This is a genomic window from Paraburkholderia sp. EB58 (genome assembly GCF_050436665.1).
In the GTDB taxonomy this organism is placed as follows: Bacteria; Pseudomonadota; Gammaproteobacteria; order Burkholderiales; family Burkholderiaceae; genus Paraburkholderia.
Genome location: NZ_JBNDMQ010000019.1, coordinates 54,404 through 66,618, shown reverse-complemented (window position 1 = coordinate 66,618; position 12,215 = coordinate 54,404). Strand labels below are relative to the sequence as shown.

12 protein-coding genes are annotated in these 12,215 nt (G+C 63.0%); 7 read left to right on the top strand and 5 right to left on the bottom strand.

Features of this window, described 5'->3' with window-relative positions; all coding sequences use genetic code 11:
- Window positions 1–12: 12 nt before the first annotated feature.
- Both P3T40_RS25725 and P3T40_RS25720 read right to left on the bottom strand, forming a co-directional pair.
- On the bottom strand, window positions 13–279 hold the full coding sequence (locus P3T40_RS25725) for a hypothetical protein (RefSeq protein WP_429270519.1): 267 nt from the start codon (window positions 277–279) through the stop codon (window positions 13–15).
- A 127-nt stretch (window positions 280–406) separates the two neighbouring features.
- A complete protein-coding gene (locus P3T40_RS25720; protein ID WP_429270606.1) occupies window positions 407–2,083 on the bottom strand; it encodes a sensor domain-containing diguanylate cyclase in 1,677 nt (558 codons plus the stop codon).
- 683 nt (window positions 2,084–2,766) lie between these two features.
- On the opposite strand from P3T40_RS25720, the gene P3T40_RS25715 reads away from it, so the two are divergent.
- Window positions 2,767–4,518, top strand: coding sequence for an ABC transporter permease (locus P3T40_RS25715; RefSeq protein WP_429270518.1), 1,752 nt, complete (start codon window positions 2,767–2,769; stop codon window positions 4,516–4,518).
- 23 nt (window positions 4,519–4,541) lie between these two features.
- Complete coding sequence (locus P3T40_RS25710; protein ID WP_429270517.1) at window positions 4,542–5,888, top strand: AAA-associated domain-containing protein; 1,347 nt, start codon at window positions 4,542–4,544, stop codon at window positions 5,886–5,888.
- Between the two features lie 99 nt (window positions 5,889–5,987).
- On the opposite strand, the gene P3T40_RS25705 is transcribed toward P3T40_RS25710, so the two are convergent.
- The 3 genes from P3T40_RS25705 to P3T40_RS25695 form a co-directional block, all read right to left on the bottom strand.
- Window positions 5,988–6,515 carry a hypothetical protein gene (locus tag P3T40_RS25705; RefSeq protein ID WP_429270516.1) on the bottom strand — a complete coding sequence of 176 codons (528 nt, stop codon included), beginning with the start codon at window positions 6,513–6,515 and terminating at the stop codon, window positions 5,988–5,990.
- Window positions 6,512–7,090, bottom strand: coding sequence for a hypothetical protein (locus P3T40_RS25700; protein WP_429270515.1), 579 nt, complete (start codon window positions 7,088–7,090; stop codon window positions 6,512–6,514). Before P3T40_RS25700 ends, P3T40_RS25705 begins: the two co-directional genes overlap by 4 nt.
- A gap of 306 nt (window positions 7,091–7,396) precedes the next feature.
- Complete coding sequence (locus P3T40_RS25695; RefSeq protein ID WP_429270514.1) at window positions 7,397–8,455, bottom strand: sigma-54 interaction domain-containing protein; 1,059 nt, start codon at window positions 8,453–8,455, stop codon at window positions 7,397–7,399.
- Between the two features lie 458 nt (window positions 8,456–8,913).
- Between P3T40_RS25695 and P3T40_RS25690 the strand changes: the two genes are divergently transcribed.
- The 5 genes from P3T40_RS25690 to P3T40_RS25670 all read left to right on the top strand — a co-directional run bounded on the left by P3T40_RS25690 (window position 8,914) and on the right by P3T40_RS25670 (window position 12,050).
- Entirely contained in the window at window positions 8,914–9,231 is a 318-nt protein-coding gene (locus tag P3T40_RS25690) for a DUF883 family protein (RefSeq protein WP_429270513.1), read from the top strand.
- A gap of 103 nt (window positions 9,232–9,334) precedes the next feature.
- On the top strand, window positions 9,335–9,613 hold the full coding sequence (locus P3T40_RS25685) for a hypothetical protein (protein ID WP_429270512.1): 279 nt from the start codon (window positions 9,335–9,337) through the stop codon (window positions 9,611–9,613).
- Between the two features lie 345 nt (window positions 9,614–9,958).
- Window positions 9,959–11,365 carry a sigma-54-dependent transcriptional regulator gene (locus P3T40_RS25680; RefSeq protein ID WP_429270511.1) on the top strand — a complete coding sequence of 469 codons (1,407 nt, stop codon included), beginning with the start codon at window positions 9,959–9,961 and terminating at the stop codon, window positions 11,363–11,365.
- A gap of 81 nt (window positions 11,366–11,446) precedes the next feature.
- Complete coding sequence (locus P3T40_RS25675) at window positions 11,447–11,650, top strand: hypothetical protein (protein WP_429270510.1); 204 nt, start codon at window positions 11,447–11,449, stop codon at window positions 11,648–11,650.
- A gap of 172 nt (window positions 11,651–11,822) precedes the next feature.
- Window positions 11,823–12,050: a hypothetical protein gene (locus tag P3T40_RS25670; RefSeq protein WP_429270509.1), complete on the top strand. Its 228-nt coding sequence runs from the start codon at window positions 11,823–11,825 to the stop codon at window positions 12,048–12,050.
- Window positions 12,051–12,215: the final 165 nt, after the last annotated feature.

Genomic DNA, 12,215 nt, shown 5'->3' with positions numbered 1-12,215 from the left:
GGTAGCGGCGGGTTACTCCGCAAACAGCGTATTCAGCGCACTGGCCGCTTCGCTATCCACCGTGTTCCACGTCACGGTCTCCGCCTCGAAAATATAGTGCGTCGTGTATTTGCCGAGGCGCGTGAGGATTTCCTCCTGAATCAGCTCCGGCGCAACTTCCAGTTTCAGATACCACGCCGTCGACGACAGGCGCGTCTGAAAGGCGCCGTACTCGGCCAGCAGATGGTCGAACGCGTCAGCATCGTGATCGCGGCAAACGATGACCAGATTTCCCTTCATGCATCTCTCCCGATAGAGCGGTAACGACAAGCCTTCCTATGAAGGTTGATCATACCTGCTTACTTCGGGGGTGTCGGCGCGTGGCGCAGGCGGCGTTGCGCCGCCCGTCCGTGCCAGCTCGCCAGGCCTACCAGGTCGTAGCGGCGGTGCGCGCCGGCGGCGCAGTGTCGTCCGGCGGGAGCGCCTCGGTGCGGTCGCGGCCACCCGTTTTGGCGGCATAGAGCGCCAGGTCGGCGCGGCTCATGATCCGCTCGGGCAGATCTTCCGGCGACAGTTCGGTGATCCCGATGCTGACGCTCAGGTTGGCCGAGGCCGGCAGCTTGGTCGACGGCACGGCCTTGAGCCGGGTGCGCAGCCGTTCGACGACCTCGCGGCCGCCTTCGAGTGCGGTGGCCGGCAACAGGATGCCGAACTCCTCGCCGCCCAGCCGGCCGATCGCATCGCTGCCGCGCAGTTCGGCGCGGCAGGTGTCGACGAAGTGCTCGAGGGCGCGGTCGCCGGCGGCGTGGCCGAAGCGGTCGTTGATCTGTTTGAAGTGATCGAGGTCGCCAATCGCCATACAAAGCGGTTGGCCGCTCGCGTGGGCACGTTCGATCTCATGCCGCAGCAGGTCGAGGAAGTAGCGGCGCGACAGGGCGCCGGTCAGCGCATCGTGGCGGGCCTCGGCGGACAGCAGCGTGTTGGCCGATTGCAACTGCTCGGCGAGGTCGCGCGTGGCCCGGTGGTGGCGGCGCTCGCGCACATAGGACACGGTAATCACCCACGCGAGCGCCGCCGTGCCGGCAAGGGTCAGAAACACCAGCAGGCGGTCGCGCTTATGGTTACGCAGCAGTTCGGGCCAGGCGGCGAGCGGATCGACCAGATGGGCGGACAGCCCCGAGTTGAGGCCGCCGCGCGATTCATAGAGGGCCGGCGCGGACCGGTTCGCGGTGCCGAACAGTTGCGTCGCGATGGCCGCGGGCACCCACGGCGCCTGCTCGCGCACCTGCTCCATGTCCGCCTCGATCTGGACGTTCGGAAAGTCTTCGTGGCGATAGATGTTCTGGCGTTCGGCGGCGTTCATCTGCTTGATGTGCCCATCCGGCAGGGCGTGGCCTTCCAGCGCGCTGTTGTGGGCCATGATGATCACGCCGTTCTCGTCAGCGACGAATGTTCCCGCATGGGCGACCCAGTGGCGCAACCGCGAAATTCCGACCTTGGCGATCACCGCGCCGACCAGCACGCCGTCGTCATACACCGGCGCGGCGATGAAGATGCCCGGTTCGCCGCTCGCGCGGCCGACGCCGTAGGCCTCCCCGAAGGCGCCAAGCAGCGCATTGGACAGAAAGTTGCGCCCGCGCATGTCGATGCCGACGAAGTTGCGGCTCTGCGTGTTGCTGGACGCGACGCAGATGCCGTTGGCGTTGACGAGCCAGATCGAGTCGAGTCCGGAGAACCCCTGGGCGTCATGCAGGAAGCCGCTGACCGACACCAGTTCCGGCACTTTGAGCAGGTTTGCGCGCAGCGTGTCGACCGGCATGGCGCCGTTCGCGGCATAGCCTTGCGACTGCGAGAGCGCGTGCTGGACGACGTTGATTTCCGCCATCGTGGCCGGAATGGCACGGGACATGGAGAGATCGCTGGCGATCACTTCGGCCATGTTGTCGACGATCGACGATGACATCTGCCGTTGCGCGTGCAAGGCGGCATCGAGTTCCTGCTGAACCATCCGGTCCGCGATCATGCCGGACACGAGCCAGCACGCGAGCACCACCAGCGCGAAGCTGAGCGGTCCGATTGCCTGGCGCAAGGAATTCCTGTTCATCGACTCTCTGATCCGTCTGACTTTTGGTTGCAACAAGGTCAATCGTTGCAGCGCGCCGGCGCTGAGTCGTTGCTGAGGGCGGCGAGTGATCCGCGGCGATCCGGGGAACGCCAGGTCTCTTCCTTCCGTCTATCTGGCTGGCCAGAGCCATCCGCCCTGTCTCGATTTTAACCGCCAGGTGGCCCAACGCCATCCGTTATTGCGATTCGGTACACGCCATTAGGTAATTAACGACAGCGCGCGCCGGTTTCTGAACAGCGCTGCGGGTTTTCCAGATGTATCCGGCATGCAACGCAACCGGCCGGCCGGAACGTGCGCGCTGCGCGCCGCGTCATTGATTTGCCCCGAAAGGTTGTGCCTGAAACACAGGTTGTAGTAGTGTCGTGCCGTCCAAAACAAGGAAAGCTCGCCAGCCCCCGGGCGGCGCCTGCCCTGACAGGTGGCCGCGGCGGTGGTCCGGGGTGTTCGCCCAGGATCCGGCCGCCGCCGGTCAATGTATCTCCGACGCTAACGACTACCTTGCATATGCTTGTTGCCATGCCTGACTTCCGCTTTCCGGACTCGTCTTCCGGCGTTCGCGCCGTGCTTGCTGCGCAGCCGGCAAGTGCTGCCTTTCCTGCACTTCCGGTGCCGTCCAGCGCGGCCTGTGTCCACCTAACCTATGCAAACAGGAAGGGCGCCTGATGGACTTCAGTTTCGACCTGAAACGCACCGCCAATGCTTCCGCCTGGCGCCTGCTGCCCAACGGCTGGGACTTTGTCGCCTTCCCGCTGATCATCTGCGTGATCGCTTCGGTGGCGATCGGTTTTCACCAGACGCTCGCGCCGATGTCGACGTTGAAGACTCAGGTCATCTCGCTCGATCCGGCGAACCTCCCTGAATACGCGCTGCGCACGACCCTGCGCATGCTCGCGGCGATGGTGGCGTCCCTGGTGTTCACGCTGACCTATGGCACGCTCGCCGCGAAGAGCCGTCGCGCGGGCCTCGTGCTGGTGCCGATTCTCGACATCCTGCAGTCGGTGCCGGTGCTGGGCTACATTTCGTTTACTGTCACGTTCTTCCTCGCGCTGTTCCCGGGGCGCGTGCTCGGCGCGGAACTCGCGGCGATCTTCGCGATCTTCACGAGCCAGGCGTGGAACATGACCTTCAGCTTCTACCAGTCGTTGCGCACGGTGCCGCGCGATCTGGATGAAGTCTCCCGCGGTTTCCACCTGACCGGCTGGCAGCGCTTCTGGAAACTCGAAGTGCCGTTCTCTATGCCAGGCCTCATCTGGAACATGATGATGTCGATGTCGGGCGGCTGGTTTTTCGTGGTGGCCTCCGAGGCAATCACGGTCGGCAACAACACTATCACGCTGCCGGGTATCGGCGCGTATCTGGCGCAGGCGATCTCCGACAAGAACCTGCACGCAATCGGCTGGGTCATCCTGACCATGACGGTCGTGATTCTCGTGTACGACCAGTTCCTGTTCCGCCCGCTCGTCGCCTGGGCCGACAAGTTCCGCATGGAGAACACCAGCTCCGGCAATGCGCCGGAGTCCTGGTTGCTCGACCTGATCCGCCGTACGCGCCTGATTCACCGCCTGCTCGTGCCGATGGGCTGGATCTTCGCCAACGCCGCGCGGGTGCCGATCCGCATGCCGTCCTTCGCAAACGTCAGTTTCCCGATTCCGCGGCTGCAGAAGTCATCGCGCCTCGGCGACTTCGTCTGGGGCCTTCTCGTCATCCTCGTGACGCTCTATGTCGTCTATCGCGTCGTGACCTATGTCCGTACCGGTGTCGACCTTGCCGAAGTGGGGCATGTGCTGGTGCTGGGCCTGATTACGCTGCTGCGCGTGGTGGTGCTGATTGCGATCTCGTCGGTGATCTGGGTGCCGCTTGGCGTGCTGATCGGGCTGCGTCCGGCGCTGGCCGAGAAGATCCAGCCGCTCGCGCAGTTCCTCGCAGCGTTCCCGGCGAACCTGCTGTTCCCGGTGTTCGTGATCGTGATCGTGCGCTTTCAGCTGAATCCGGACATCTGGCTGTCGCCGCTGATCGTGCTAGGCACCCAGTGGTATATCCTGTTCAACGTGATCGCGGGCGCCAGTTCGTACCCGAACGACTACAAAGAGGCGGCGACCAACTTCGGCATCCGCGGCTGGCAGTGGTGGCGCAAGGCGATGCTGCCGGGCATTTTTCCGTATTACGTCACCGGCGCGATCACCGCGTCGGGTGGGGCGTGGAACGCGAGTATCGTCGCGGAGTACGTGCAGTGGGGCAACACCAAGGTTGTTGCTCACGGACTTGGCTCCTATATCGCGCAGACTACCGCCGCGGGCGACTTCCCGAAGATCATTCTCGGCATTGCCGTGATGTCCCTGTTTGTGACTTTGTTTAACCGCCTGCTGTGGCGTCCGATGTACGCCTATGCCGAATCCAAGCTTCGGCTCGATTGACAGGAATTTAAAGGCAAACCGCGATGCAAAATCCTAAAGCTGCCGTAACCGCTGCGCCGGTCCAGACGCCGCCAATGCCACCACGCCTGGGTGAAGAGATTCTGGCGGTCAAGGAAGTGTCCAGAGGCTTCAACAAGAATCAGGGCGAATTGCTGGTTCTCGACGACGTTAACCTGTCGCTGCGCGAAGGCGAGATCGTCGGCATGCTGGGTCGTTCGGGCTCGGGCAAGTCGACCCTGCTTCGCATCATTGCCGGCCTGATCCAGCCGACCGACGGCACGGTGGACTACCTCGGCAAGCCGCTCGACGGTCCCGCTAAAGGCGTGGCGATGGTGTTCCAGACTTTCGCGCTGTTCCCGTGGCTGACCGTTCTGCAGAATGTGGAAGCGGGCCTCGAAGCGCAGGGTGTGGGCGCCCGCGAGCGGCGCGAACGCGCGCTGGCGGCCATCGACCTGATCGGCCTGGACGGCTTCGAAAACGCCTACCCGCGCGAGCTGTCGGGCGGCATGCGTCAACGTGTGGGCTTTGCCCGTGCGCTGGTGGTCGACCCGACGCTCCTGCTGATGGACGAGCCGTTCTCCGCACTCGACGTGCTGACGGCCGAAACGCTGCGTACTGACCTGCTGGATCTGTGGACGCAGGGCCGTATGCCGATCAAGTCAGTGCTGATCGTCACGCACAACATCGAAGAAGCGGTGTTCATGTGCGACCGGATTCTGGTGCTCTCATCGAACCCGGGCCGCGTGATCGCTGAGATCAAGGTGCCTTTCAAGCATCCGCGCAACCGTCTCGATCCGGCGTTCCGCCGCCTCGTGGACGAGATCTACGCGAAGATGACCGCGCGTCAGACCGACGAGTCGACGAAGAAGGGCCTGGAGCTGGGAAGCTGGTTGCCGCATGTCTCGACCAACCTGATGGCCGGTCTGATCGAAATGCTCGCTGCCGCGCCGTATCACGGCCGCGCGGACATGCCGGAAATCGCCCGTTCGCTGCATCTCGAGGTGGACGATCTGTTCCCGGTCGCCGAAGTGCTGCAGCATCTGGGCTTTGCCGACGTGCGCGAAGGCGACATTTTCCTGACGCCGCCGGCCCGCGTGTTTTCGGAGTTCGGCACGCAGGAGCGGAAGATGATGTTCGCCGAGCATCTGCTGCGCCACGTGCCGCTTGCTGCGCGGATCAAGAAGGTGCTTAACGAGCGGCCGGGCCATCGTGCGCCGCGCGTGCGTTTCGAGCAGGAGCTGGAAGATTTCTTGTCGGACAGCGCCGCGGAAGAGACGCTCGACGCGGTGATCAACTGGGGCCGTTACGGCGAGATCTTCTCGTATAACGATCAGACGGAAATTTTCAGTCTTGAGGACGTCGAGTCCTGATCTCCAGGGTGTGAGGAGGGGATTGAAGCAGAGAGATTGAAACAGCGTTTGAAGCGGGGCGGCACGACTCAATCGGCCGCCCCTTATGCTTTGTTGGCTTTATTGCAGGTTGCCCCACCTTTCCACAGCCGGTTCGGCTGACGCCCATCTCCAGCCGTTGTCTTGCAGGCACGCACTTGCCATATACCAGTCTTCGTGCGCGTCCGGCTTGTTGCCATCGGCCACCGAGAACACGAATTCCTTGCAGATGGCGAGCGTCGACGTGAACGCGCGCGTCACCCGCACTTCACCATGACCGTTCTCGACCGGCATCTTGTGCTTAACGCTCCATGGTGCGCTCCCGCCCACCGGCATGCCGCCCACCAGAGCGGCGATCTCGTTCTGCTGATCGGCGTGCATGGTCCGCATGTAGCGGTTCATGGCTTCGTCCGTGGCCGCCTGCACGGCGATGCCGACACCGATGCCGACCGCGGGGTTGGCTGTCACGAGACCCGTGGCGACGCCGGCCGCCGCGCCGCTGGCCGCACCTACCGACGAGCAGCCGCTTGTCAGGACGCTCGCGCCGACGCATAGCGCGCCCGCTAGCACGAGCCGCAGGCTGACCGGTACTGTCAGGTGCGGCTTCATTGCAGCGCGCCCCAGCGTCCGGTGGCGGGTTCTGCGGAGGCCCATTTCCACGCAGTGCCGTCGCGGCAGATCGAAGCGACGTAGAACGCGCTGCTGGCCGGTTTGTCCTTGGTCGCATCCGCGTCGACCGAGAAGACGATTTCCTTGCAGTCGAGCGTGCCTGCACTGATGGTGCGGCTCACGGTGACGCGGCCGTGTGTGTCGTCTTCGATCGGTACCGTGTGGGTCACGCTCCATGGCGCAACGGCGCCGACATCGAGCGGCCCCGCCACTTTGGCGATGCCGTCCTGCGTATTGCGGTGGACTACGCGTTCCGTGTACTGCACGCCGGCCCCGGCCGCGGCGACGACGCCAAGGCCGATACCGGTCGCAACTGCAGCGTTACGGGTGACCTGGCCGGCGACTGCGGCGCCCGCGATACCGGCGCCAGCGGTGGCGGTTTCCGAGTAAAGCGAACTGCAGCCGCTCAAATTGGCCGAGATCAGAGCGGCTACTGTGACGAACGATGCGAACGATGTGATGCGTGCGCGCGGGGCCAGTCGAGCCCACTGCGCATGAGTGATTGGTTTTTGCATTTCCCTGTCTGTGCTCCTGCCTCTGCCGTTCGTACCGGCCGGTCGCGGCACGCTGGGCTGACGACGCGTCGTCTGCGACGCTGCAGCATTTTGCAGTATGCGTTTTGCAATTGGGATAGGGAAAATGCAAGCAATTGCAAAAGATGATGCGACGCACGGCCTTTTCTGGCTTGGCTCAGCGCGCGTCGCGGTATCGATCGGGGTGGCCTTCATGACAGGGTCCAGAGGCGGCGACGCCATTAGGCTGCCCCGCGCTGAACCATGGAATCAGAAGAGAACGCCGCGCCGGCGGGGACTAAGCGGGCCTCAAGGCTCGCCTTCCTCCGGCGCGTCTTCGGTGCCGTAGGTGCTGAGCCGGTTGTAGAGCGTCTTCAGACTTACGCCGAGAGCCTTTGCCGCGCGGCGCTTGTCGCCGCCGCAGTACTTCAGCGTGCCGAGGATGATCTGCTTTTGCGCATCAGCAAGCGGCGTGCCGATCCACACGCTCATCGCGTCCCCTTGGGTGACCGCCTTTTTCACGCGCGAGGCGAGATGCGGGTGGGGCAGTTCCACTGATTTCTCGGCAAGGATGAAGGCGCGGTAGACCGCGTTCTTCAGCTCGCGCACGTTGCCCGGCCATGACCATGTGCGCAGCGTCTCGATGGACCGTTTGCTGAAGCTCTTGCTGGTGCTCTCCTGGGTGTTCAAGGCGGCGAGGAAATGCTGCGCGAGCAGTTCGCGATCGCCGTCGCGTTCCCGCAGCGGCGGAGCGCGCAGCGGAAACACCGCGAGCCGGTACATCAGGTCTTCGCGCAAGCCGTTTTCCTTCACAGCGACAGCGGGGTCGCGGTTGGTGGCCGCAATCACGCGCACGTCGCTGTGGATCAATTCGTTGCCGCCGACCCTATAGAACGTGCCGGTCTCCAGCGCTCGCAGCAGCTTCACCTGGCGTACCGGCGCCATTTCGGTGATTTCATCGAGAAACAGCGTGCCGCCATTGGCGTGCTCGAAGTAGCCGATGCGGCCCTGCACCGCGCCCGTAAAGCTGCCTTTTTCGTGGCCGAACAGTTCGGCTTCGATCAGTTCATCGGGAATCGCGCCGCAGTTGACGGCGATAAAGGGCGCGTCCTTGCGCGCGCTGTGGTCGTGAATCGTGCGGGCGATCAGTTCCTTGCCGGTGCCGGATTCGCCGATGACGAGAGCGGTTGCGTCGGTGGAAGCGACGCGTTCGATTTGATCGTATAAATCCAGCATCACGGGCGACGAGCCATACAGGAGACCGTACGACTTCAGTCCCGCGATGCCGTCCGTCACGCGCGACTTGCTCTGTGCCGCTGCGTTGCCGCCAGCGGTAACAGTGGGCGAGTCCAGATCGATTGACGCCATAACCAGGGTGTCCTGTGCAAATGTATTCGATGGTGCCGCGCAGGCCTGTCCAGAGTGTGAGCCCGCGCAAGGGCGCGATAGGTCACTATCTCACAAAAAATGATTTAACCATCCGCGGCCCGACTCAGCAATCCGCGCATCTACGGGCCGCGACGACTGAAGTATCGCGCTAACGATCGCACATCTGCGCTGTCCAACAAACATGGCGAATGGGTGCCCGTGTGCACCAATACGACGTGCTGATTAACGGTGTTTGTCGGCAATATTGACCGCAGGTGACAGTCTGGATCGGCATCTTTGTCGGATATGCAGATTCGCGGACCGCTATGGTGACCTTAATGCACTGGATTATCAGGTACGCGGTTTGCAACGCTATAACTTTTTAGAAGTGCAGCGCGTGCCGGTGCCATGCAATCGGACATATCACGCGGCTGCAGATGAACGCATAGGAGTGACGCATGACTCAAACCACGCAGCAACTTGAACTAGGGCGGCAGAAGATCGTTGAGGACTTGCGCGTATTGCTGACGGACTCGGAGGAAATACTGCGGCTTGCAGCCAACGTTCCGGGCGAAGGCGTCGGCGCGCTGCGCGAGCGGTTGAGTACGCATGTCGACTCGCTGCAGTCGGCGCTCGGCGATGCGCAGAACGCGGCGCAGCGGCGTTATCGCGTCGCTGCGGTGAACACCGAGCGCTATGTGCGCCACAACCCGTGGCAAGCCATCGGCATTGCTGCAAGCGTTGGTTTTTTGCTCGGCGTGCTGGCAGCGCGTTAGACGCTCCACGAGGTTTTCGGCTCCCTGATTTTGCTGGATGAGCGCGCTGAATCAGCATGTTGAAGCAGCCGCTAGGCACCAATTACGATATGGAGGATGCACTATGGCACGGCCCAAGATTGGCATTTTCGGCGCACTGGTCGCCGTCGGCGGTTTGCTGGCGTGGCGCTGGGCGCAAAAGCACCGGGCCTCGCAAGCCAATTTGAACCGCGAACTGAGTCGCTGGGAGGATGAAGGCGGGGCGGTCGCGTCGACGGCGCAGGCCGCGCCGACCGTGGCGAGCGTGCCGCCGGTCGCAGGCGGCGGGACGCCTCCGGCCGCGACGAATGGTGCGAGCCATCCGAACGGGCTCGGCGAGGCGTGGCCTTTTCCACATAGTTGAGCCGTGTCGGCGCGACCGTTTGGGTCGCGCTTGACCACGGTCCGATGGGCGGCGCAATTAGGACACTAGAGGCGGATAGGCATTCAGTTTGCCTTCATAAAGCCGTATAATAGGCATTCATACAACAATAGCCCAGTTTAATCCTGCGTAACGCAAGTATTGTTGCAAATTCGTGCCAAATCAGGTTTTGCGCAAACGCCACGGGCCGCACGTCAAGTTAGTATCTACTCACACTGACGAGCCGTATTTACGGCGTCCGGGCGGAGGCGCGCAAGCGCCAGGGTATTTCTCCAGGCCTTTTGCGCATGCCATCCACAACCAGAACTTTCGGGCTTTCGAGACGCGATGCCACACGTATTGATTGTTGATGACGACGCCGGTACCCGCGAAGCGCTTGCCGCCATCATTGGGGAAGACGGCCTCACTACGGCCACTGCGGGCGATTTGCGCGAAGCGCGCATCCAACTGGTCCGGCAGATGCCGGATGTCGTATTTACAGACCTGAAGCTGCCGGACGGCAGCGGGGTCGACCTGTTCGAAGACCTCGACCCGCGTTCAGGCGTTGAGGTGATCGTGATTACCGGCCATGCCACGGTGGAGTCGGCGGTCAACGCGCTGAAAATGGGCGCGACCGATTACCTCGTGAAGCCGATCAACATGCAGCGCGTGAAGGCGATTCTGTCGCGCCTGCCGCGTCCCGGTGACCTCAAAGCCGAAATCGGCACCTTGCGCGGCGAGCTGCGCCGCATGGGGCGTTTCGGTCTCATGCTCGGCAATTCGCCAGTCATGCAGGAGGTCTACGACCAGATCAGCCGGGTAGCGCCGACGGCGGCCTCGGTGATGCTGGTGGGCGAGTCCGGCACCGGCAAGGAAGTGGCCGCGCAGACCGTGCATCAGTTGAGCTTGCGCCGCAAGCACGCGTTTCTCGCGGTGAACTGCGGCGCGATTTCGCCAAACCTGATCGAGTCGGAAATGTTCGGACACGAGCGCGGCTCGTTCACGGGCGCTGACCGTCAGCACAAGGGCTATTTCGAACGGGCCAACGGCGGCACGCTGTTCCTCGACGAAATCACCGAGATGCCGATCGAGTTGCAGGTCAAGCTGCTACGTGTGCTGGAAACAGGCATGTTCATGCGGGTTGGTACAACCAAGGAAATCGAAACCGACGTGCGGCTGATTGCGGCAACCAATCGCGATCCGGAGCAGGCGGTGCTCGAAGGCAAGCTGCGGCTTGACCTGTACCACCGTCTGAACGTGTTTCCGATCAGCCTGCCGCCGCTACGCGAGCGCGGCAAGGACGTCGATCTGCTGGCGCAATCGTTCCTCGATGACCTCAACGAGCGGCACAGCACGCGCAAGCATTTCCCGGCTGCGGTCAAGGAGATGCTGCTGTCGTATCCGTGGCCCGGTAACGTGCGCGAACTGAAGAACTATGTGCAGCGCGCGCACATCATGTCCGGGTCGGATTCCGACAGCACGGCCACCGTGCCGTTGCAGATCACGCTGTCGAAACCCGCGGCTGGTACTGCGATCACAATTCCGTTTGGTACCTCGCTCGCCGAGGCGGACCGTCAGTTGATTCTCGCCACGCTCGAGCAATGCGGTGGCGTGAAAACACGCGCGGCGGAGATTCTCGGTATCAGTCTGAAAACGCTCTACAACCGTCTCGTCGAATACGGGAACGACGCCAGCCGTGCTGAAGATGGCGACGTTTCAGACGAATCGCGGGCCTTGGGCGACGCCGACGCCTGATGTGTCGATGTAGTGCCGCGGGGCGTGTGCCTCGGCATAGGCCTTGCTGTGATGGGTTAAACGCACACAAGGGATATTTATATGCCGCAGCACGCCCCCACTCCCACGCTCGAGGCGCACCGTCCCGAGCCGACCGACCCGCCCAATCCCGCCGAACCCGATACCGTGCCGGAGCCGTCGCACGAGCCGATCGAACCCGTCGCGCCACCAATCGGCGATCCTCCTCCGGCGCCGAACGAAACGCCCCATATTTCGCGTGGCGCGGGTCGTCACATCCTGTACTGACGCCAATTTTCAGAAGAGCGGCCGGCTCGTGGCCGCCACTCGCGCCGGCCCGTTCGTTTTGATGTACTTGTTACAAAGCGGACGACGCTTTTACCGGCAAATTGCCGTCGCGGGCCCTAGACTATGTTCAGGTCGTCTATCAGGACGACGGGCTTCCCCAGGAGGCATCGACATGAGACACCCGGCATTGCGGCGCTCCGCGCGCCATTCGAAGCGCGATTCCCGCCCCGGCAGCGAAACAGGGGGCCCGCCATCGGGCGGTCCGCCAGTAGGGCCGGATCCGGCCGGACAGAACCGTATCGCTCCCGATGCCCCGCCGGACGGCGATCACAACCAGGGTGGCGTGCGCCCGGAAGGTCTCGAATACCAGCGCGACCTCGGCTCCGAGCAGGACGCCTGAGGAATTTCGCCGGCGTATCCACACGCGGAAGATTCTTTTTGCAAGAAGCCTGCGCGAGGCAGGTTTCTGCTTGTCTGTCACATTTGCATACATTTTTATTCCGCCTGTTTTGAGATAACGGCACGCGATTTGCGTGCACCATGACGGCACATCCCCGCATGCAAC